At 71.3% G+C, this 21258-nt stretch carries 20 protein-coding genes; 16 read left to right on the plus strand and 4 right to left on the minus strand.

Going from position 1 to position 21258, the window contains the following annotated elements:
- Nucleotides 1-11: 11 nt before the first annotated feature.
- Entirely contained in the window at nt 12-1703 is a 1692-nt protein-coding gene (locus IQ251_RS11975) for a serine/threonine-protein kinase (protein ID WP_370591347.1), read from the minus strand.
- A 435-nt stretch (nt 1704-2138) separates the two neighbouring features.
- Here IQ251_RS11975 and mbhE point away from each other — a divergent pair, with 435 nt between their 5' ends.
- The 10 genes from mbhE (at nt 2139) to IQ251_RS12025 (ending at nt 11830) form a co-directional block, all read left to right on the plus strand.
- Entirely contained in the window at nt 2139-4520 is a 2382-nt protein-coding gene (gene mbhE, locus IQ251_RS11980) for a hydrogen gas-evolving membrane-bound hydrogenase subunit E (protein WP_193928589.1), read from the plus strand.
- On the plus strand, nt 4517-5062 hold the full coding sequence (locus tag IQ251_RS11985) for an MnhB domain-containing protein (RefSeq protein WP_193928590.1): 546 nt from the start codon (nt 4517-4519) through the stop codon (nt 5060-5062). The genes mbhE and IQ251_RS11985 overlap by 4 nt, the downstream gene beginning before the upstream one ends.
- The gene (locus tag IQ251_RS11990) at nt 5059-5475 is read left to right on the plus strand and encodes a Na(+)/H(+) antiporter subunit C (protein ID WP_193928591.1); all 417 of its coding nucleotides are present in this window, start codon (nt 5059-5061) and stop codon (nt 5473-5475) included. Before IQ251_RS11985 ends, IQ251_RS11990 begins: the two co-directional genes overlap by 4 nt.
- Nucleotides 5472-7007 carry a Na+/H+ antiporter subunit D gene (locus tag IQ251_RS11995; protein ID WP_193928592.1) on the plus strand — a complete coding sequence of 512 codons (1536 nt, stop codon included), beginning with the start codon at nt 5472-5474 and terminating at the stop codon, nt 7005-7007. The genes IQ251_RS11990 and IQ251_RS11995 overlap by 4 nt, the downstream gene beginning before the upstream one ends.
- On the plus strand, nt 7000-7551 hold the full coding sequence (locus tag IQ251_RS12000) for a Na+/H+ antiporter subunit E (RefSeq protein ID WP_370591348.1): 552 nt from the start codon (nt 7000-7002) through the stop codon (nt 7549-7551). The genes IQ251_RS11995 and IQ251_RS12000 overlap by 8 nt, the downstream gene beginning before the upstream one ends.
- A gap of 52 nt (nt 7552-7603) precedes the next feature.
- Nucleotides 7604-7870 (plus strand): MrpF/PhaF family protein, encoded by a 267-nt coding sequence (locus IQ251_RS12005; protein WP_193928594.1) that lies wholly within the window; start codon nt 7604-7606, stop codon nt 7868-7870.
- Nucleotides 7867-8217, plus strand: coding sequence for a monovalent cation/H(+) antiporter subunit G (gene mnhG / locus IQ251_RS12010; RefSeq protein WP_193928595.1), 351 nt, complete (start codon nt 7867-7869; stop codon nt 8215-8217). The genes IQ251_RS12005 and mnhG overlap by 4 nt, the downstream gene beginning before the upstream one ends.
- A gap of 158 nt (nt 8218-8375) precedes the next feature.
- On the plus strand, nt 8376-8702 hold the full coding sequence (locus tag IQ251_RS12015; protein WP_193928596.1) for a hypothetical protein: 327 nt from the start codon (nt 8376-8378) through the stop codon (nt 8700-8702).
- Between the two features lie 1050 nt (nt 8703-9752).
- Nucleotides 9753-11126 (plus strand): M20 family metallopeptidase, encoded by a 1374-nt coding sequence (locus tag IQ251_RS12020; RefSeq protein ID WP_370591349.1) that lies wholly within the window; start codon nt 9753-9755, stop codon nt 11124-11126.
- A 74-nt stretch (nt 11127-11200) separates the two neighbouring features.
- On the plus strand, nt 11201-11830 hold the full coding sequence (locus tag IQ251_RS12025; protein ID WP_228046585.1) for a hypothetical protein: 630 nt from the start codon (nt 11201-11203) through the stop codon (nt 11828-11830).
- A gap of 62 nt (nt 11831-11892) precedes the next feature.
- Here the strand turns inward: IQ251_RS12025 and IQ251_RS20010 are convergent, their stop codons facing one another.
- Nucleotides 11893-13362 (minus strand): FGGY family carbohydrate kinase, encoded by a 1470-nt coding sequence (locus tag IQ251_RS20010; RefSeq protein ID WP_193928598.1) that lies wholly within the window; start codon nt 13360-13362, stop codon nt 11893-11895.
- 160 nt (nt 13363-13522) lie between these two features.
- Here IQ251_RS20010 and IQ251_RS12035 point away from each other — a divergent pair, with 160 nt between their 5' ends.
- Both IQ251_RS12035 and IQ251_RS12040 read left to right on the plus strand, forming a co-directional pair.
- Nucleotides 13523-14230: an HAD family hydrolase gene (locus tag IQ251_RS12035; protein WP_370591350.1), complete on the plus strand. Its 708-nt coding sequence runs from the start codon at nt 13523-13525 to the stop codon at nt 14228-14230.
- A 17-nt stretch (nt 14231-14247) separates the two neighbouring features.
- On the plus strand, nt 14248-15687 hold the full coding sequence (locus IQ251_RS12040; RefSeq protein WP_193928635.1) for an FGGY-family carbohydrate kinase: 1440 nt from the start codon (nt 14248-14250) through the stop codon (nt 15685-15687).
- 19 nt (nt 15688-15706) lie between these two features.
- Here the strand turns inward: IQ251_RS12040 and IQ251_RS12045 are convergent, their stop codons facing one another.
- Both IQ251_RS12045 and IQ251_RS12050 read right to left on the minus strand, forming a co-directional pair.
- Nucleotides 15707-16486 (minus strand): DeoR/GlpR family DNA-binding transcription regulator, encoded by a 780-nt coding sequence (locus IQ251_RS12045; protein ID WP_193928599.1) that lies wholly within the window; start codon nt 16484-16486, stop codon nt 15707-15709.
- 154 nt (nt 16487-16640) lie between these two features.
- On the minus strand, nt 16641-17093 hold the full coding sequence (locus tag IQ251_RS12050) for a gamma-glutamylcyclotransferase family protein (RefSeq protein ID WP_193928600.1): 453 nt from the start codon (nt 17091-17093) through the stop codon (nt 16641-16643).
- Between the two features lie 196 nt (nt 17094-17289).
- Here IQ251_RS12050 and IQ251_RS12055 point away from each other — a divergent pair, with 196 nt between their 5' ends.
- The 4 genes from IQ251_RS12055 to IQ251_RS12070 all read left to right on the plus strand — a co-directional run bounded on the left by IQ251_RS12055 (nt 17290) and on the right by IQ251_RS12070 (nt 21200).
- On the plus strand, nt 17290-18693 hold the full coding sequence (locus IQ251_RS12055; RefSeq protein ID WP_193928601.1) for an NAD(P)H-quinone dehydrogenase: 1404 nt from the start codon (nt 17290-17292) through the stop codon (nt 18691-18693).
- An 85-nt stretch (nt 18694-18778) separates the two neighbouring features.
- Entirely contained in the window at nt 18779-19180 is a 402-nt protein-coding gene (locus IQ251_RS12060) for a thiol-disulfide oxidoreductase DCC family protein (protein WP_193928602.1), read from the plus strand.
- 209 nt (nt 19181-19389) lie between these two features.
- Nucleotides 19390-20580, plus strand: coding sequence for a macrolide family glycosyltransferase (locus IQ251_RS12065; RefSeq protein WP_193928603.1), 1191 nt, complete (start codon nt 19390-19392; stop codon nt 20578-20580).
- Nucleotides 20581-20747: 167 nt separating this feature from the next.
- Complete coding sequence (locus IQ251_RS12070; RefSeq protein ID WP_193928604.1) at nt 20748-21200, plus strand: L,D-transpeptidase; 453 nt, start codon at nt 20748-20750, stop codon at nt 21198-21200.
- Nucleotides 21201-21258 lie beyond the last annotated feature (58 nt).

The raw sequence follows: 21258 nt of genomic DNA on the forward strand, positions 1-21258 counted from the left end.
GTGAGGCGTGGTCAGCCCGCCGCGAAACCGGGCAGCACCGCGTCCAGCAGATGATCGCTGGTGCCGGTCGGCAGGTCGGCCACGGCCGAGGCGCGCAAGACCCACAGGTCCGGGCCGCGCGGCATCAGCACTTCGCTGGTGTCGCGCACCACCGCCGGTTCCGGCGCGCCGACCAGCGATATCTCAGTGACCTGGTAGGACAGTCGCCGATCGGGTCCGGTCGGGGCATCGGTGGTCTTGGTGAACCCGCCGCGCGAACCGGCGGCCGTCGACGGCAGCCAGCTCAGGTAGTCGTCCACCTCGTTCCCGGCGGTGAAGAACCCGCCGAAGCGCTCGGCGGAGATCTCCGCGGAACCGTCCGGGGCGACCCAGGAGACCTCCTTGCTGCCTGCCAGGTCGTTGCGCTCGTTGTGGAACTTCTCCCAGTCCCCGGGTACGGCCAACGCGAAGGCGCCGCTACCGGGATCACCGGTGTGCTCGGCGGCTTCGTGTCGCAGTTGCAGCCCTAGGTCCGGCAGCGGCTCCACGGAGGACTCCTCCGGCAGCACCCGCTCACCGGCGAGCACCCGGGTGGCGCTGAAGCCCGCGCCCGCCGCGGCGGCGAACACCAGCAGCGCGGCCAGGACGAGCCCGAGCACCGACCATCCGGACGGGCGCCGGGTCCGCACCGGCTCGCGCAGCGCGAACGGCGGGGTGCCCGGATGTTCGGCCAGCGGCGCGGGTTCCGCGGCCTGCCCGGTTCCCGGTGCCGGCGGCTCGGCCGATCGCTGCGAGCTCTGCGGCGTCGAGCTCTCCGGCGTGCGGACGCGCACGGTGGGTGCGTCCGGATCGAGCAGCAGACCGAACGGCCGAGCGCCCGGTTCCGGCAGCAGGTGCTGCACCCGGCGGCGGACCTCGGTCAGCGGCATCCGATTCGCCGGGTCCTTGACCATGAGTCCACCGATGATCTCGCCGAGCGGGCCGGGGCGCGACGCCGCCGGGACCGGACCGCGCGCGACTTCGGTGACCGTGGCCAGCGGATCATCGCCCACGTCGTAGGGGGTGCGTCCCTCGGCGGCGGCGAACAGGGTCGTGCCCAGGCCCCACATGTCGGCCGTCGCGGTCACGGCGTCCCCGGTGACGATCTCGGGCGCGATGAACGAGGGTGTGCCCAGCAGGATCCCGGTGCTGGTGAGCGTCCGTTCGGCGATGTTGCGTGAGATCCCGAAGTCGCTGAGCTTGATCAGGCCGTCGCTGCCGACGAGGACGTTGCCGGGTTTGACGTCCCGGTGCACGATCCCGGCCCGGTGCGCTGCTTCGAGCCCGGCCGCCACACCGTCGGCGACCACCGCGAGCTGCTGGTCGTCCAACCGGCCGTGCTGGTCGAGCAGTGCGGCCAGGCTCTGCGACGGGACCAGTTCCATGACGACGAACGGTTCGCCGTCCTCGCGGGCCACGTCGTAGAGGGTGACCACGTTCGGGTGGGACAGCGAGGCGATCGCCCGCGCTTCCCGGAGGGCGCGTTCGCGCAGCTCGGCGGCCTGCTCCTCGGGCATCCCCGGAGGTAGTGCCACCTCCTTCACGGCGACCGGGCGGCGCAGCAGTTCGTCCACACCGGACCAGACGGTGCCCATCGCACCGCCCCCGAGCCTGCTCGCCAACCGGTACCGGTCACCGATCAGCCGCCCGGGTCCGGTGTCGGTGTCGTCGCTGTCCGTGGGCACGCTGGCATTGTCCACTGCGCAGCGGGCCCGCAGTGCTGAACCCGGCAGGTTCGCCGCTGCTCTGCACCAATCACGAACGGTCGGGGTGGATCACGCTCGGTGTCCGAGGCGTGTTACGGGAAGTGAACTTTCCCACCTGCGTTGCCGGTCCGCTGCCCCGCGCGCAACCGCAAGGTCTTTTCGTCGCAACGAAAACTGGCTGACAAGCGGCCACGACACCGTTCACCCAACGATTAGGTGCACGCCGCGCGATTCGGATAAGTTGACGCCCATCGGACCTCGCTGAGCACCTGGCCCGAGCCTCCCACCGGTCGCCGCGCGCGGCGGATTCCGGTGTTCTTCCGCGGTGCGCCCGTGGTGGCGGTGACGAACAATTTCGGTGGTCGGGTGTCGGCGGGTTCTCCGACCACGGCCAGTTGGCGTCGAGGAGGTGCCTTGCTCGCGTTCGTCATCGTGCACCTGCTGGTTGCGCTGGCGCTCCCGATCGTGACCCGGCGCAGCACGCGTGCCGCGTTCCTGATCGCTGCGGTCCCGCCGGCCGCAGCGCTGGTCTGGGTGCTCAGCCATGCGGGCTCGGTGCTGAACGGCGGGGAGATCGTCCAGACGGTGCAGTGGGCTCCCCTGCTCGGGCTGGAGTTCAGCTTCCGGCTCGACGTGCTCGGCCTGCTGATGACGCTGCTGGTCGCCGGGATCGGCGCCCTGGTGCTCGTCTACGCCGACTACTACTTCGGCGCGGGCAGCGGGGACGCGCGCCGGTCCGGTCCGCTGCTGCTGGCCTTCGCCGGCGCCATGCTCGGCCTGATCTACTCCGATGACCTGCTGACCATCTACGTCTTCTGGGAACTGACCACGATCTGTTCCTTCCTGCTGGTCGGCCAGGCGGGCATCAGCCGCGAGTCGCGGCGCTCCTCGCTGCAAGCGCTGATGATCACCGTCCTGGGCGGACTGGTCATGCTGCTGGGCTTCGTGGTTCTGGGCGAGAGCGCGGGGACGTACCGGGTCTCCGAGCTCATCGACAACCCGCCGACCGGTACCGCGGTCACGGTGGCCGGGCTGCTGATCCTGGTCGGCGCGTTCACCAAGTCGGCGCAGGTCCCGTTCCACAACTGGCTGCCCGCGGCGATGGTCGCCCCGACGCCGATCAGCACCTACCTGCACGCGGCCTCGATGGTGAAGGCCGGTGTCTTCCTCGTCGGCCGGCTCGGGCCGATCTTCGCCGGGGAACCGCTGTGGTGGATCCCGTGCGTGGTGTTCGGGCTGGTGACCATGCTGGTCGGCGGTTGGCGCGCGCTGCACGAGTTCGACCTGAAGAAGCTGCTGGCCTTCGGCACGGTCAGCCAGCTGGGCTTCCTCATGGTGCTCGCCGGCGCCGGGACCTACACCGCGGCGATCGCCGAGGCCACACTGCTGCTGGCGCACGGCCTGTTCAAGGCGACGCTGTTCCTGGTCGTGGGGATCATCGACCACCAGACCGGTACGCGCAACATCCGGGAACTGTCCGGTGTGGGCAGACAGCAGCCGTGGCTCGTGGTGATCGCGGTCCTGTCCGCCGCGTCGATGGCGGGCATACCACCCATGATCGGCTTCCTCGGCAAGGAGGCCGCGTTCGCCGCGTTCGAGGGCAGCTCGACCGGGCTGGCCATCACCGCGGTGCTGATCGTCGGCTCGATGATGACCATGGCCTACAGCCTCCGCGTCGTGTGGGGCGCGTTCGCCACCAAGCCGGGCCTGCCGCGCACCGACGCCCCCTCGCCGAGCGCGGAGGGCTTCGTCCCGGCAGCGCTGCCCGCGCTGGCCAGCCTGGTGCTGGGCATCGCTTACCCGATCACCGACCGGCTCACCGCTACGTTCGCCGAGGATTACGGCGCCGGGTACGACCCGTACTACCTTGCGCTGTGGCACGGGCTCGAATTCCCGCTGCTGTGGTCGGCGATCGCCATCGCCGGTGGTTCGCTGCTGTTCTACTGGCGCACCAACCTCACCGCGATGCGGGCCAGGATGCCGCGCCCGCTGGACGCCCAGCGCGGCTACGAGCTGATCATGGCCCTGCTGGAACGCACCGCGGTCGGTATCACCGGTCGGCTGCAGGTCGGTTCCCTGCCGTCCTACCTGGGCATCATCCTGGTCACCGTGCTCGCCGTTCCGGGGTCGGCGCTGCTGCTCAGCGGCGTCGTGCCGGATGAGGTGCGCGGCTTCGACAACGTGCTGCAAATCCCGCTCGGGCTCGCCGTGGCGGTCGCCGCGCTCGCGCTGATCCGCGCGCAGCGCAGGCTCACGGCCGTGATCATGGTGGGGGTCGTGGGCTACGGCGTCGGCGGACTGTTCATCGTGGACGGGGCGCCGGACCTGGCGCTGGCCCAGTTCCTGGTGGAAACGCTGACCCTGGTGGCGTTCGTGTTCGTGCTGCGCCGCCTGCCGGAGCGGTTCACCCAGACCGACGCCCGAGCGCTGCGCGTGCCGAAGATGATCGTGGCCGGTGCTGCCGGCGTGTTCATCGCGGTCGCCGCTGTGGTGTTCAGCGGAGCCCGGGTGGCACCGCCGGACGCCAGCGGCGCGTTCATCGCCAACGCCGAGGACGGCGCGGGTGCCACGAACATCGTCAACGCGATCCTGGTGGACTTCCGCGCCTTCGACACGGTCGGCGAGATCTCGGTGCTGGCCGTGACCGCGACCGGTGTCGCCAGCCTGATCCTGGCCTCCCGGCACGAGCGGCGGAAACGCAGCACCCGCGCGACGACCCCGGCCGCGGTCGGCGAGGGTGCGGAAGCCGGCGACGGCGGTGCGGGCGGCACGACCGACGAGGAGGAACGGCGATGACCTCGGGCGCCAAGGACCCGAAGTCCTGGACGAACTGGGACACTCCCTCGGAGCGCTGGCTGCTGTCCGGGTTCCCCCGGGACAACCGGGAACGCACCGTCCTGCTGGAACTGGCCGCGCGCATCGTGTTCCCGACCGTGCTGGTGCTGTCGCTGTACCTGCTGTTCGCCGGGCACGACAGCGCGGGCGGCGGGTTCACCGGTGGCCTGGTCGGTGCCCAGGCGTTCGTGCTGCGCTACCTGGCGGGCGGTCGGATGGACGACAGCGCCGTGGTGTCCATGCGCCCGCCGGTGCTGATCGGTATCGGTTTGCTCCTGGCGGTGTCCACCGCGTTCTACCCGCTGGTGTTCGGCGGCGAACCGCTGGAGAGCGCCATCTACAAGTTCGCCGTCCCGGTGCTCGGCGAGATCAAGTTCGTGACCAGCATCGTGCTGGACGCCGGTGTGTACCTGCTGATCGTGGGTGTGGTGCTGGATCTGCTGCGCACGCTGGGTTCGGGCATCGAGGCGGATGCCGTGGCCGCCGAGAGGGGGCAGTCGTGACCGTCAACCTGACCATGGCGATCGTGCTGGCCGTCCTGTACTCGGTCGGCTTCTACCTGCTGATGCAGCGGTCGCTGATGCGGATCCTGCTGGGCACCGTGCTGCTGGGCCACGGCGCGAACCTGCTGTTGCAGGTCGCCGGCGGGCCACCCGGCCGGGCCCCGTTCCTGGCCACTGCTGAGCCGGAGCAGATGACCGACCCGCTGCCGCAGGCCATGGCGCTGACCGCGATCGTGATCACGTTCGCGCTCACCACCTTCCTGCTGGCGCTCGGCTACCGGTCGTGGTCGTTGCTCGGGCACGACGAAGTGCGCGATGACGTCGAGGACCGCCGGATCCAGCGGGTGCAACGGCAGCTCGCCGAGTCCGAAGAGGACGTTCCCGAGGAGCTGGAGAAGGAGGCAACGCAGTGACGGTTCTGGTGGCCCTGCCTGTGCTGCTGCCGCTGGCCGCCGCTGGGTTGTCGCTGGCACTCGGCCGGTTCGCCGATGTCCAGCGCGTGATCGGCATCGTCGTGCTCGGCCTGATCATCGCCGACGCGATCGCTCTGCTGTGGATCTCCGACGGCAACGGACCGCTGGTGCTGCAGCTGGGCGACTGGCCCGCACCGTTCGGCATCACGCTGGTCGCCGACCGGCTCTCGGCGCTGCTGCTGGTGGTGTCCTCGGTGGTCACCTTCGCGGTGCTGCTGTTCTCCATCGGCCAGCGGATCACCGATTACGGCCGGGAACGCTCCAGCACCACGTTCCACCCGATGTACATGATGCTGTGCGCCGGCGTGTCGATGGCGTACCTGACCGGCGACCTGTTCAACCTGTTCGTCGCGTTCGAGATCATGCTCGGCTCGTCCTACGTGCTGATCACCCGGCGTACCACTGCCTCGCGAGTCCGGGCCGGCATGACCTACGTGATCGTCAGCCTCGCGTCCTCGCTGCTGTTCATCACGATGATCGCGCTGGTGTACGCCTCCACGGGCACGGTCAACATGGCCGACCTCGGCGACAAGGTGGGCATGCTGCCCGCCGGGCTGCAGACCGCGCTGGCACTGCTCGTCGTGATCGTGTTCGGCATCAAGGCGGCGATGGTGCCGCTGCACTTCTGGCTGCCGGACAGCTATCCCACGGCACCGGCGCCGGTGACCGCGGTGTTCGCCGGACTGCTGACCAAGGTCGGCATCTACGCGCTGATCCGCACGCAGACCCTCGTGTTCGACCACGAGCAGAGCTGGACGCTGATGCTGGTCATCGCGCTGGTGACGATGGTCGTGGGTGCGCTGGGCGCGCTGGCGCAGAACGACCTCAACCGGTTGCTGTCGTTCCTGCTGGTCAGCCACATCGGCTACATGCTGTTCGGCCTGGGCGTCTACGACGTGATCGGGCTGACCGGCGTCATCCTCTACGTGGTCCACCACATCACGGTGCAGGCGACGCTGTTCCTGGTCAGCGGTCTGATCACCCGGCACACCGGTACGGTGGCGCTGACCAGGATGGGCGGGCTGCTCAAGGCCGCTCCGCTGATCGCGGTGTTGTTCGCGCTGCCCGCGCTGGCGCTGGCCGGCGTTCCGCCGTTCTCCGGGTTCGTCGCCAAGTTGGCCCTGCTGCAGGCGGGTGTGGGCGCCGGTACCTGGATGGCCTACGCGGTCACCGGTGGGGCGGTGCTCACCAGCCTGCTGACCCTCTACGCCATGGCCCGGGTGTGGACCCGGGCGTTCTGGGGCCAGGTCAAGGCACCCGAGGTCGACCCGGACCCCACCGACGAACTGGTCGTCGGCACCGCGACCTCGAACCGGCCGATGGTCGCGGCGACCGGGGTGCTGGTGGTGGCCAGCGTGGTGGTCGCGGTGCTCGCGGGCCCGCTGGCCGGGATCTCCGGTCGCGCGGCGGAGGACCTGATGGATGGCCAGACGTATCGGACGGCGGTGCTTGGGGGTGTGGCGAGTGACTGATCGGGCACCGGGACTGGCCCGGCGCGCGTTGGGACGGGCTCCGCTGGTCGTCTGGCTGACGCTGGTCTGGCTGCTGCTGTGGGGCACGCTCGACGCCGGGACCGTCTTCTTCGGACTCGTGGTCGCGCTGCTGGTGTCGTTCCTGTTCCCGTCACCGGTGATCCGGACGAACATCAAGCTGCGCCCGCTGGCCCTGCTGCGGCTGATCATGTTCCTGATCGTGGACATGGTCGGCTCCACGATTCGGGTCGCCTGGCAGTCGGTGCGCTACGGGCGGTCGGCCAAGTCGGCCATCGTCGAGGTCGAGCTGCTGACCGACTCGGACCACATCACCGCGATGGTGGCCAACGCGGTATCGCTGGCACCCGGCAACTTCGTGCTGCAGATCGACCGGGAGAACCGCATCTGCTACGTGTACTCACTCGGGGTGTCCGAGGAGGGCGTCGGCCGGGTCCGCTCGGACGTGCTGCGGATGGAGAACCGCATCGTGCGCGCCGTCGGTTCCGCCTCGGATCTCGCGCTGCTGGAAAGGAAGCCCGCATGATGACGCATCGGCAGGCGGCCGCGCCCGCAGTCCGGACAGCGGGGGGCTGACCGTGTTCTGGGTTTTCGTGATCACCCTCGCCCTGCTCACCGCGGCCGTGCTGCTCGTGCTCGTGCGGTTGATGCGCGGTCCGTCGACGCTGGACCGCATCGTGTCGATGGACGTGTTCGTGACGCTGCTGATCGCGGCCACCTGCGTGGCGATCGGCTGGCAGCGGGAAGCGCAGAACATCGCCCTGCTGGCCGCGTTCGCCCTGCTGGCCTTCATCGGGTCGGTCAGCGCGGCCCGCCTGATCGAGAAGAAGGAGCCGTACCGATGAGCGCGCTGGACGTCTTCGCGGCCTTGTGCCTGATCATCGGTGCGCTGTCCTGTTTGCTCGGCGCGGTCGGCCTGCTGACCTTCCCGGACGTGGCGGGGCGTCTGCAGGCGGCGACCAAACCGCAGACGTTCGGCCTGATCCTGATCTTGCTGGGCACCGCGGTCCAGCTGGAGTTCATCTACGGCTCCGGGCTGCTGCTGGTGGCGCTGTTCCAGATGCTGACTTCGCCGGTGCTCTCCCAGCTCGTGGGACGAGCTGCCTATCGCACGGACAGCATCCGGCGGGACACCCTCGTGGTGGATGATCTCGGGGACCGCATCCGACAGGAGGAGGAGCGGGCGCGCTGAACGCCGCGGCTGCACCGATCAGGGGGAGCTCCTTCGGTCCCGGGTCCGCCCCGAGTATGATCAAATGGGTTCACGCAGGGGCGATCTCCCGGCGCTCGCGGTCGTGCGGTGACGCCGGTGCCTCGTTGCGAGCCGCGGTGGAGACGAGGTGTGGCGTGATGTCGCGAAGTGCGGTCGCCGGACTGGCAACGGGATTGTTGCTGCTGATCGCACCGCCCGGTTGGGCGGACTCCGCGGACGCCCCCGCTGCCGCGCCCGGGGATCGGGTGGCCGCGGCTTCGGCGCCGCCGGCCGGTTCCGCACCCGTGGGCATCGATGGATTCCCCCGTGCCCAGGAGTCGCAACAGCCCGCTGATCAGCAGGGGCCGACCGATCGCCAGCGATTCACCTTCGGCATCGCCGGAATCGTGCTGATCGGTGCGGTGCTGCTCAGCCGGAAGGCGCGCAAGAAACCGGTCTTGTTCATGGAGTGGAAGAAGAAGTAGCGCTACCGGTTCGATTCGGTTCGTTGCGAACTGTTTCTTCGGGGGATTTGCGCCGCGGGCTGGACCTGGCGGCGAACCTGTGGGATTTTCACAACTGATCGCGTGCGCGTGTCTAGCGATCTCCGCGGAACAGCCGCGGTCGCCGGATTCGCGCACGACCGGGGTTGCAAGCCCCCTCAGACGTGGGCCGGCATCGGGAAGCCCCCCGACCGGTGCCGGCCCACACCCTGGAACTCCGCTTTCTGCCGGATGCGCCAGGACTGCGAAAAATCCCGTTTGTCCGGTATTTGCGCCGCTGTCCTTCGCCCGGGCATAAGTCGGATCGCCCGTTCGTCGCAGACCGAGCGCCGGTGATCTCCCGCGCTGCCTGTTGCGCGGCGGTGGTTCGCATGTTGGGGCACGATGGGCCGCACATGAATAGCGCCCCAGTCCCGCAGGCAGTCGGCAGCCCACCCGATCCGGAACGTGCGAGCTGCGGTGCCGCGCTGCGGTGCGCGACTCGGCGGCCGGAGGGGGAGACCTGCTCCGGTGCGCGCGCGGCGCCTCCCCTTCCCGGTGACCTGCGGGTTCTGGATTCACCGCGGTCGGCCTCCCCGGGGATGCGCTACACTGAGTGTGCGGAACGTACTCCGAGCATCCCCGGATCGGGGGTTAGTGCTGCGAGTGCGCTGACTGTGCGTCAGGCCCGGTCGATCCTGCTCCGGCGCCCCGGCAACCCCGGGCAGCGCGTGCGGAGCTCCGGCGCACCTCGCTGCGCCGCACCCGGTACCGCCGCTGCTCGCACCCGGGCAGTACCCGCTCCCGCGCAGCAGCGCAGCGGTGCCGGGCGGACCGATGCCCTCCGGCAGACCGCGGTGCCGAATCCGCCCACCGCGGTGGACGTCGGCCGTGCGGTGCCCCATCGGGCTCGGCGCGCAGGTCCGGAACCCGATGCGCTCCGGATCCGCGCCGCGCTGCGACCGCGGGGCGGCCGGTTACCGGTCGGTGTGCGCGACAGGTAAGGGCGAGATGCTCGCCGGAGGAGACTCTCTGCACGTCGGGAGGCGTGGCGTGGCCGTGGTGGATGCGCGAGGCCCGGAACCGGGCCGGTCGCCGGAAGGCGGTTCTGCACAGGACGAGGAACAGGACCCGAGCGGGCGTGCGGAGCTGCCAAGAGGTGTGCTCGCAGCGGCCACCGGGGATCCGGGGATGCCGCTGCCCGGTGCTCCCGCGGTCGAGCCGCCTCTCGCCGATCTCGGCTCCGGTCGCGGTCCGTCCTGGCTGGACGACTGGATCGGCGCGAACGTCGATCGGGTGCGTGCCTGGCGGCGGCACCTGCACGCCAACCCCGAGCTCTCCCGCGGTGAGCACAAGACCACGACCTTCCTGGTGGACGAGCTCACCAGGCTCGGCCTGTCCCCGCAGGTGCTGCCCGGCGGAACCGGGCTGATCTGCGACATCGAGGGTGATGACTCCGAGCCCGGGCCGACCGTGGCGCTGCGCGCGGACATCGATGCGCTCCCGCTCGCCGAATCCTCCGGGCTGCCGTACGCCTCCACGGTGGACGGAGCCGCGCACGCCTGCGGGCACGACGCGCACACGGCGATCATGCTGGGCACCGCGCTCGCGCTCGCCCAGGCGCCGCGGCTGCCCGGCCGGGTGCGGATGATCTTCCAGCCGGCCGAGGAAGTCATGCCCGGCGGGGCGCTGGACGTGCTCGCGGCGGGCGGGCTGGACGGCGTGGACCGGATCTTCGGCCTGCACTGCGATCCGCGGCTGCCGGTGGGCCAGGTCGGGACCCGCGTCGGTGCCATCACCTCGGCCGCCGATCTGCTGGAGGTGCGGCTGAGTTCGCCGGGTGGGCACACCTCGCGCCCGCACCTGACAGCCGATCTGGTGCACGCGCTGGGCACGCTCATCACCGACCTGCCGACCCTGCTGTCCCGCCGCGTCGACCCGCGGACCGGGACCGTGCTGACCTGGGGCGCGGTGCACTCCGGCGAGGCGCCCAACGCCATCCCGCAGAACGGCGTGCTGACCGGAACGCTGCGCACCGCCGACCGGGACACCTGGGCCACGATGGAGCGGCTCACCGACGAGCTGGTGGGCAGCCTGCTCGCGCCGCTGGGCGTCGGGTACGACCTGCACCACCTGCGCGGAGTGCCGCCGGTGGTCAACGAGGCGACCAGCACGGATCTGCTCAGCACGGCGGTCGTCCGCGCCGCGGGCGAGGACGCGCTGACCGGTACCGCCCAGTCCTCCGGAGGCGAGGACTTCGGCTGGTACCTCGAACACGTGCCGGGTTCGTTCGCCCGGCTCGGCGTGCACTCCGGGGACGGTCCGGTCCAGGACCTGCACCAACCGGCGTTCTGGCTGGACGAGCGCGCGCTGGTCGTGGGGATCCGGACGATGGTGCACGCTGCCGGGCTGAGCCTGCGCAGGTGAGTTGCGATCGCCCGATCGTGCGGTCGTCGGTGCCGTCCTGCATCTGCGGTCGGGGTATCGCCCTCTTGTAGGGCATGGATACGACGACGATCGCTGAGGCGGAGAACCCGGAGCTGGCGGCCCGGGGATTGCACGGTGCCGTAGTCCGGCGTGATGCCGAGGAACTGATCGGTGCGGCGGAGCTGGCGCTGGCGCTGCGGGACGGCGTCTGGCGCGAGCTGTGGAGCGGGGTGGTCGCACCGGAGGGGCGGGCGCACGATCCCCGAACTGTGGCGGCAGCGGCGCTGCTGCGCACCGGACCGCATTCGGTCCTGTCCGGGACGACCGCAGCGGCGATGCACGGCTGCACGGCCGCGGCCGATCACGTGGTGCACGTGACCGTGCCCTATGACCGCGAGTTGCGGTCGATGCCGGGACTCGCGGTGCACAACGCGTGGATCAGGGAGCGCGACATCGTCGAGCTCGACGGATTGCGCTGCCAAGCTCTGGACGTCGCGCTCTGCGAGCTGCTGTGCACCGGTCCGAAGCGCACGGCGCTGGCCTGCCTGGAACAGGCGCTGCAGGACCTCGCCGGGCACGGCGAGCAGTTCCGCGCCCTCGTCTCCCGCAGGCTCGACGAACGCCGCGACCGCCGGGGAACGCGTCGCGGGGCCGATCTGCTGGCCCTGGCCTGGTCGGCTCCGCTCGGTGCGGAGGCCGCGTGATGCGGCCGGCTGGGCTCGCGCACGTCGAGCAGCTGCGTGCGGTGCCCGTGCCCGTGGGCGGTTCAGCCGGTCTGCCGGTACCAGCCGGCGGCGCGGGCGTCCTCGCGTGCGGCCGCGAAGCGGGCGACCAGGTCCGCGTACCGCTCGTGGTGCGCCGGATCGGGTTCGACGGGCGTGGCGGTGTCGACGACCTCGGCGGCCACTGCGGTGAGCTCGTGCCCATCGAGCACGGACAGCGCGGTCAGCGCGGCACCGCGCGCACCCGCCTGCTCGTCTGTGGTGCGCACCACGGGCAGCCCGGTGATGTCGGCGATGATCTGCCGCCACAGCGGGCTCGTCGAACCGCCGCCGGTCAGCCGCAGCTCGGTCGGCCGCGCGTCCGAGCTGTGCAGGCAGTCGTGGATGACCGCAGCCAGTCCCTCCAGGCAGGCGCGGGCGATCTCCGCCGGTCCGTGGTCCAGGCGCAGGCCGTGCACGCTGCCTCGCGCGGCCGGGTCGTAGAACGGTGCGCGTTCCCCGCCCGGCGACAGGTACGGCAGCACCAGGAGCCCGCCGCTCCCCGGTTCGGCCCGGCCGGCCAGTTCGGTCAGCTGCCCGGGGCCCGGCGAACCGAGCGCTCGGCAGGCCCAGTCCACCACCTCGGTCCCGGCCAGCGTGGCGTTGGCCAGCATCCAGCGGCCCGGCATCGGGGTGCGCAGTTGCATGCCGGTCCGGGCCGCGCCCGGATCATCGGTGATCGTGCCGGTGCACAGCGTCGTGCCGAGGATGCTGCACGCCTGACCCGGCTCGGTGGCTCCGGCGCCGAGCGCGGTGGAGACCACGTCGTAGGAGCCGAGTACGACCGGAGTCCCCGCGGGCAGGCCGACCCGGTCGGCGGTGGCCGGGTGCAGCGCGGCCACGCGGTCCGGGCCGTCGAGCACGTCTGGCAGCAGCCGCCGGGCCCAGTCGAGGCCGAGCAGTTCCAGGATCTCGGTGGAGTACTGGCCGGTCCGGCTGTCCAGGAACGGGTTGCACGCTTCGGACACGTCCCAGCCGGTGGTTCCGGTCAGCCGGTGGAACAGCCAGCTCCCGCAGCTGAGCAGGTGGTCTGCGGCGGCGACGCGGGCGGGCTCGTGCTCGGCGAGCCAGGTCAACTGCGCGTGGGCCAACCCGCCGAAGCCGACCGATCCGTTCATCGCGCGCACCTGGTCCAGCAGTCCGGCCCCGGCCCAGTGCGCGGCGATGTCGCCGGCGCGGGCGTCGTTCCACAGCAGCGCGGGACCGGTGGGTCGCCCGGCCCGGTCCACCAGCCAGCAGCCGTCGCCCTGCGCGGTGATCCCGATGGCGCGGACCGGGTCGTCCAGGCCGGCGGCCAGTTCGGCCACCGTGTCGGCGACGGCGGTCCAGACCTCGTCCATGTCCTGCTCGGCCCAGGTGGGTTCCGGGTGGTGCACCCGGGTCGGGCGGCGCACGACCGCCAGCTCGGTCCCGTCCGCGGTGTAGGCGACGCTCTTCACCACCGAGGTGCCCGCGTCGATGCCGATGGTGATCACCGGAGACCTCCTGCTCGTCCGTGCGGGCGAGCACCGCGTCGTGCCGCCTCGACGAGGATTATCACAGCATTTGCTGTTAATAATTTCAAGAATGATGTTATATTTGCACTCAGGTGTGACATCACCGGCCTCGACCGGATCGCCCGCAGGAGGAAGCGACGTGCCGGACCAACCCCAGGACGCAGCCGACCGGATCGAGCTGGTGCTGCTCGACGTCGGCGGCCCGATCTACGACGACGCGGCGTACCGGGACGCGCTGCTGGCGGCGGTCCGCGAGCTGGTCGCGGAGAACGGCGGCGCCGTCGACGACGACGAGTTCCAGCGGATCTACGACGAGCGCAGGCAGGCCCAGGGCGGATCGCTGCGCACCGCCGTGGCGGAGCGGTTCCTCACCGCGCAGGATCGGCAGCGGCTCTCCGACCGCGCCGAGTCCTACTGGGAATACCCGCCGACGGCGCTGCACCCGGACGTGCTCCCGGCGCTCCGGCAGCTCGCGGGGCGCTTCCGCATCGCGATCGTGGCAAACCAGCGCGCGGTCGTGGTGGACGCGCTGCGCCGCGACGGCGTGGCCGCGCACGTCGACATCTGGGCGATCTCCGAAGTGGTCGGCGCCGAAAAACCCGATCCGGAGATCTTCCGCTACGCCTTGCGCGAGGCCGGGGTATCCGCGAGCAACGCCGTACACGTCGGCAATCGGCTGGACACCGACGTGCGCGGGGCGCAGCGTGTGGGAGTGCGCACCGTGTGGGTGGTCCGCGGTGAGGCTCCACCGCGCCCCACCGCCGAGCAGCTGGCCGAACCGGACATCGCCATCGACTCGCTGGCCGAGCTCCCCGCTGCGCTGGCCGCCCTGCAGGAGCGGACGTGATCGCGCAACCCGACCCGGTGGGCGAGCTCGTCGCGGGCGTCGACGTGGCGACCGCGAACGTCCGGGTCCAGGTGCACGATCCGTTCGGGACGGTGGTGGCCGCCGCCGCGCGCCCGTTGCCCGCCGTCCAGCGCTCGGCCGACGGGCGTGCCGAACAGGACGCGGCCGCGTGGTGGCCCGCAGTGCGGGACTGCTTGGCCGAGTGCTGCGCAGCGCTCGGGTCGCGCAGCGGTTCGATCACCTCGCTGGCGATCTCGGCCACCTCGGGCACCGTGGTGCCCGTCGACGCGGCCGGTGCACCCACCGGACCCGCGCTCATGTACGACGACCGCAGGGCGGTGCACCAGGCGCGACTGGCGCGCGAGACCGGTGCCGAGCGCTGGCGCCGAACGGGAATCGTGCCCTCGGCCGGGTCCGGGCTGGCGCGCATCGGATGGCTCGCCGAGAACCTGCCTCCGGAGACCGCCCGCTTCTGCCACACCCCGGACCTGCTCGGCCGGATGCTCGTCGACCATCCGGTGGCGGTCGATACCAGCCACGCGCTCAAGAGCGGTTACGACGCGGTGCGCGGGGAGTGGGCGCACGAGGTCTTCGACGCGCTCGGTGTTCCGTCTGCGATGCTGCCCGTCGTGGTGCGCCCGACCGAGGTGCTCGGCGAGGTCGGGGCGGATGCGTCCGCGGTGACCGGGCTCCCGGTGGGTTGCGCGGTGCGCGCGGGAATGACGGACGGTTGCGCGGGCCAGTTGGCTTGCGGCGCAGTCGATCTCGGTCAGTTCGTCACCGTGCTCGGCACGACCCTGGTGCTCAAGGGGGTGTCCGCTGAGCTCGTGCACGATCCGACCGGGGCCGTGTACAGCCACCTGCACCCGGATGGCAGCTGGTTGCCGGGCGGCGCGGCGAACGTCGGCGGCGCCGCACTGTCCGATGTGGATCCCGGAGAGCTGGCTGCGCTGGATCGCGCTGCGGCGCAACGAGGTCCGTCCACCGCGGTGCAGTACCCGCTGCGCGGCACCGGTGAGCGTTTCCCGTTCCAGGCGGCCTCGGCCACGTCGTTCCTGTTGTCCGAACCGGTGGACCGGGTCGACGAGCACCGGTCCCGACTGGAAGGCATCGCCTTCAGCGAGCGACTGGCCCTGCAGCGGCTCGCCGACCTCGGTGCGCCGGCCACCGGCCCGATCCGCACCGCGGGCGGTGGGGCGCGCAGCCAGGAGTGGTGCCGGATCCGGGCCAGCGTGTTGGAGCGGCCGGTGCTGCGGGTCCCCGGTGCGGGCACCGCGGTGGGAGCCGCTCTCCTGGCCGCGACCGGTTCGCTGTACCCCGACCTCAGCTCCGCGGCGGCGGCCATGGTTCGACCGGGAGCCGAAGTCGAGCCGGTCGCCGCTGACATCCCGCCGCTGCGGGACAACTACCTGCAGTTCGTGGCGGAACTGCGCGCGCGGGGGTGGTTGGTGGACTGAAATGCCCCGGTGTTGCGGGTCATTCGGCGATGCGCAGGTTCACCCCGGCCTCGACCAGCGCCGCGCGTTCGGTCTGCGGCAGGCCGGGATCGCTGAGCACCAGGTCGAACTCGGTCAGCGGTGCGAGCTCGTGCAGTGCCCGACGCTCGAACTTGGTGTGGTCGACCAGCAGCACCCGGTGCGCCGCGGTGCGCATCAGCGCCCGCTTGACCTGGATCGTCTCCTGGGAGCGGTGCAGGCAGTGCCCGTCGACCACGGCGGTGGTGGACATGAACAGCACGTCGGAGCGCAGCGTTGTGGCCATGTCGGCGGTGTGCAGCCCGAGGAACGCGTCGTAGGAGGACCGGTAGTCGCCGCCGAGCCCGATCACCTGGATGCCCGGTTCCCCGCTGAGCCGGTTGATCACCGAGAGGAAGTTGGTGACCACGGTGCACGGTCCCCGCTCCGGGAGGCCGTCCGCGACTGCGAGCGCGGTCGTGCTGTCGTCGATCGCCACCACCTGGCCCGGTGCGACCAGGTCGAGCGCGTGCTCGGCGAGCCGGGACTTCTCCGCGGCGGCATCGGCCATCCGCGTGCGCACTGATCCCTCCAGCAGGGCGTTCGGCGCCGAGCTCGCGCCGCCGCGGACCTTGCGCACCCAGCCCTGCTGCTCCAGGACATCCAGATCGCGGTGGATCGTCATGGTGCTGACGCCGTGATCGGCGGCGAGCTGCTCGATCCGGACGAAACCGCTGTCCAGCGCCTCCCGTCGAATCCGCTCGCGGCGCCCCGCCTGCTGCGGGACCTCGGATTCGGTCAACCCCGTCCCTCCGCTACCGGATGTGCTGCCGATGCGTGATTCTGGCACGGGCTGCGCACCGTCCAGGGCGGACAGCCCGCCGGCAGGCAGCACGGGGCGGGCAGCACCCGAGCGGGCATCGCCCGAGCAGGCAGGCCGGGCTCCGGCCACGAGGTCACGGGCCGACGTTGCTGCACGGGCGGGTGCGCAGATCCTCCACGTAGTCGGCGGGCGCACCGGCGGCTTCGGCCGCGTCGGCGAGCACGCCGAGGTAGCGCGCCGAAGGAAGGCCGCCCTCGTAGGCGTCGAGCACGTACAGCCAGGCCAGCGTGGGGCCCTCCAGGGTGTGCACCCGGAGCCGGAGCTTCTTGTGCAGCCCCAGCTCGCCCCCTTCCCAGCTGTCCAGCTCCCGTTCATCCTCCGGGCTGACGTCGTAGAGCACGGTGAACACGTGCGAGTCGGGCTGCTCGGCGATCGTGGCCAGCGCGCCTTCCCAGCCGTAGTCCTCGCCGCCGAAGGTCAGGCGCCAGTCCATCAGCCAACCGGTCCCGGCCATCGGGGAGTGCGGGGCCCGCTTCATCATCTGCGCGGCATCCATGTTGGATCCGTACGCGGCGTACAGAGGCACTCGGCCAGGGTAACGATCGCGCGTCCGGAGAGCGGACCGGATCACGTCACGAAAGTGGGTAGCCGGGACTCCCGGGCCAGGCGTGTGTGCTGCACCACCCGGGCTCGGTGCGCTCGGTACCACCCGAATTGACCGGACCCGCCCCGCGTACGGTTGACCCGCGCCCACAAGGCAGGCGGATCCGGGAGGAGCGCAAGTGACCCGCATCGTGATCATGGGAGGCGGCCCCGCGGGCTACGAGGCCGCGTTGGTCGCAGCGCAGAACGGGGCAGACGTCACGCTGGTCGAGCCGGAGGGCCTGGGCGGCGCCTGCGTGCTCTACGACTGCGTGCCGTCGAAGACCTTCATCGCGTCCGCCGGAGCGCGGTCGTCGTTCCGCGACGCCCGCGAGCTCGGCATCCGAGCCCGGGTCGACGATTCCGACGTGGACGTCGCCGTGGTGCACGGCCGGGTCAAGGGCCTCGCGCTGGCGCAGTCCGCCGACATCCGGTCCCGGGTTCGCCGCGAAGGCGCGAAGATCATCGCGGGCCGCGCGCGGTTCACCGACTCGACACCGGGCATGGCCACTCACCACATCGGCGTCGAGCTGGCCGACGGCGGGACCGAGGAGCTCGTGGCCGACGTGGTGCTGATCGCCACCGGAGCGACCCCGCGGATCCTCAAGGGGGCCGAGCCCGACGGCGAACGCATCCTGACCTGGCGCCAGCTCTACGACCTGCCGGAGATGCCCGAGCACCTCGCGGTGATCGGATCCGGGGTCACCGGCGTCGAATTCGCCTCTGCCTACACCGAGATGGGCGTCAAGGTCACCATGATCTCCAGCCGCGACCGGGTGCTGCCGCACGAGGACGCCGACGCGGCAGCGGTTCTCGAAGAGGTGTTCGCGGAGCGGGGTACCGCGGTGGTCAAGCACGCGCGGGCGGAAAAGGTCGAGCGCACCGACTCCGGCGTGCTCATCCACCTCGCCGACGGCCGCCAGGTGGAGGCCAGCCACGCGCTGCTGACCGTCGGCTCGGAACCCAACACCGAGGACGTGGGCCTGGAGCGGATCGGCGTGGAACCGGGTCGCGGCGGCTACATCCCGGTCGACCGCGTCTCGCGCACCAGCGCGCCCGGCGTGTACGCGGCCGGCGACTGCACCGGTCTGCTGCTACTCGCCTCGGTGGCCGCCATGCAGGGGCGCATCGCCATGTGGCACGCCCTCGGCGAAGGCGTGGCGCCGATCAAGCTCAAGACCGTCGCAGCCAACGTGTTCACCCACCCGGAAATCGCGACCGTCGGCATCAGCCAGCACGCCATCGACTCCGGCGAAGTCCCCGCGCGCACCGTGCGGCTGCCGCTGGCCACCAATCCGCGGGCGAAGATGGAAGGTCTCCGGCGCGGATTCCTGAAGGTCTTCTGCCGCCCGCAGACCGGTGTGGTCGTCGGCGGCGTCGTGGTCGCGCCGAACGCCAGCGAGCTGATCCTGCCGATCGCGCTCGCCGTGCAGAACCAGGTGACCGTGGACAACCTGGCCAACACCTTCTCGGTTTATCCCTCGCTGTCCGGATCGCTGACCGAAGCGGGCCGGCAGCTGATGCGGCACGACGACCTGGACTGAAAGCGTCGGCGGTGTCGCGTCCTGGCGCGGGCGCGGCACCGCGGGCACGGTGGTGGTGCCGCTGCCGCCGCGCGGGAGGTGCACCGTGCCCGATCGTCCGCTCCTCGTCTACGACGGGGACTGCGGTTTCTGCACCCGCAGCGTCTTCCTGGCCCGCAGGCTGCCCGCGCGGTCCGGCTGGGCCGCGCGACCCTGGCAGGAACTCGATCTGGCGGCGCTGCGCACCACGGTGGACCGCGCCCGGCACGAGGTGCTGTGGATCGACGCGGACGGCCGGATCTTCGGGGGTGCCGCGGCCGCCGCGCGGCTGCTGCGCGCCACCAGCGCCCCGTGGTCCTGGCTCGGTGCGCTGCTCACCGCACCGGTGCTGAGCTCGATAGCGGAATGGGCCTACCGGCGGATCGCGAACAACCGGCACCGGTTGCCCGGCACGACTCCGGCCTGCTCGCTGCCCGCCGAGCAGCGCCCGGCACAGCACCCCTGGTGACGCTGGTGACCCCGCTCGGACGCGGCGGTGACCGCACCGAGGGCTCGGCTAGACTGGGCTCGTGCTGATGCTCCAGTTCTACCGCTGAGGACGCGCGCGGCCGGGCCATCGACCCGTCGGCCGCCGATCCCGCCCGCAGACGTCGCGTCGCGGGCGCGTCCTGTCGCACCCACCGCCGAACCGGCGGCTGAACTCGGAGCGAAACCCCGATGCACCACACCGATCATCGCCGCGCGCACATCGCATTCCTGTCGATCCCGGCGCACGGCCACGTCAACCCCGGCCTGGGGCTGGTCGAAGCCCTCGCCGAACGCGGTCACCGGACCACCTACGCCAACACCGCGGAGTTCACGTCGATCGTGTCCTCGGCGGGGGCCACCCCGGTGCCCTACACCTCGCTGCTGCCCTCGCCGTCCGATCCGCAGCAGAGCTGGCCGGACGACCCCGCCGCAGCGCAGAGCCTCTTCCTCGACGAGGCGATGTCCGTCGTCCCGCAGCTGGAGCGGAGCTACGCCGGCGATCGCCCCGACCTGATCGTCTACGACCCCGCCGCGTTCCACGCACTCGTGCTCGGCGCGAAGTGGGACGTGCCTCTCGTGCAGGTCTCGCCGACGCACGTGTACTCCGCGGCGCTGGCCGAGCAGTTCCTGCCGATCACCACCGGGCCGGAGATGGCGGCGGTGCAGCGCCGGTTCGAGGACTACTTCGCCGAGCAGGGCACCGATTTGTCCTATGTGGACATCAGTGTCCCGCGGCGCGGCATCGTCACCATTCCCCGCGCGTTCCAGTACTTCGGTGACCAGGTCCCGGAGCAGTTCACCTTCGTCGGGCCGATGCTGACCGACCGCGCGTTCCAAGGTGGCTGGCAGCGCCCGGACGACCGCCCGGTGCTGGTGGTCTCGCTCGGCTCGGCCTACAACCGCAGGGCCGACTTCTACCGGAGGTGCCTGCGCGCCTTCGCCGATCTGGACTGGCACGTGCTGATGTCGGTCGGCCGCGGTGTGCAGCCTGCCGATCTGGGGCCGATCCCGGCCAACATCGAAGTGCGCCAGTGGATTCCGCAGTTGGCGGCGCTCGGTTCGGCGAGCGCGTTCGTCACGCACGCCGGGATGGGCGGTGTCACGGAAGGCTTCTACCACGGCGTTCCGCTGGTGGCGGTCCCGCAGGCCGCGGACCAGTTCATGAACGCCGACCGGATCACGGAGCTCGGCCTGGGCGAACGGGCCGACGCGGACGCGGTCGAACCGGAGCAGCTGCGCGAGCAGGTGCTGCGGGTGGCCGCCGACCCGGTGATCCGGGCGAACTGCACGCGGATCCGGGACGAGGTCCGGCAGGCGGGCGGGGTCGACCGGGCGGTGCGGATCGTCGAGGACGAGCTCCGTTCGGCAGGCCGGACGTGACTCCGATCACGACTGGTGTGGATCGGTGCAGCGCAGCCATGCCCTGCGGTCGTCGGCGGCGATCCGGCGCGGTGCGCGAGCAACCTCGGCCCCGGCCGAGCGTCACACGGACGTGTGGCACCGTCGAACAGGTGCACGTCGATCCGCGCGAGGATGTGAGGCAACGGATGCGCATCAGGAAAGCACCCGCTCTCGGCCTGGCCGCCCTGGTGGCCGGTGGGCTGTTCGCCGGCGGAGCCGGTGCCCAAGCCCAGGCCACCGGCGGTAGCCCCGCTCCCTGTGAGCCGACCGCCAAGGCATGCGTGAGCCTGTCCACCAACCAGGCGTGGCTGCAGGAGGACGGGCGGACCAGCTACGGACCCGTGCCCACCACGTCCGGCAAGCCCGGCGCGGAGACCCCGCAGGGCACCTTCCAGGTGCAGTGGAAGAACGCCGACCACGTCAGCGGTGAGTTCGGCGCGCCCATGCCGAACGCGGTGTTCTTCACCGATACCGGGGTGGCCTTCCACGAGGGCAGTCTGGAGCAGGAGTCCAACGGCTGCATCCACCTGTCCACCACCGCGTCCAAGACGTTCTTCGACAGCCTGCAGCCCGGGGACGAGGTGCAGGTCGTGCCCTGACTCGGGTCCGTCGCAGCACGAAGCCCCCGCGCCCGAAGGGAATTCGGGTGCGGGGGCT

This window comes from Saccharopolyspora montiporae (assembly GCF_015209505.1).
Lineage (GTDB): Bacteria > Actinomycetota > Actinomycetes > Mycobacteriales > Pseudonocardiaceae > Saccharopolyspora > Saccharopolyspora montiporae.

What these genes read in the sequence shown, in the direction of transcription:
- IQ251_RS11985 (WP_193928590.1), top strand. Translation starts at nt 4,517, where the DNA reads ATGACCTCGGGCGCCAAGGACCCGAAGTCCTGGACGAACTGGGACACT.
- IQ251_RS12015 (WP_193928596.1), top strand. Translation starts at nt 8,376, where the DNA reads ATGTCGCGAAGTGCGGTCGCCGGACTGGCAACGGGATTGTTGCTGCTG.
- IQ251_RS12025 (WP_228046585.1), top strand. Translation starts at nt 11,201, where the DNA reads ATGGATACGACGACGATCGCTGAGGCGGAGAACCCGGAGCTGGCGGCC.
- mnhG (WP_193928595.1), top strand. Translation starts at nt 7,867, where the DNA reads ATGAGCGCGCTGGACGTCTTCGCGGCCTTGTGCCTGATCATCGGTGCG.
- IQ251_RS12065 (WP_193928603.1), top strand. Translation starts at nt 19,390, where the DNA reads ATGCACCACACCGATCATCGCCGCGCGCACATCGCATTCCTGTCGATC.
- IQ251_RS12070 (WP_193928604.1), top strand. Translation starts at nt 20,748, where the DNA reads ATGCGCATCAGGAAAGCACCCGCTCTCGGCCTGGCCGCCCTGGTGGCC.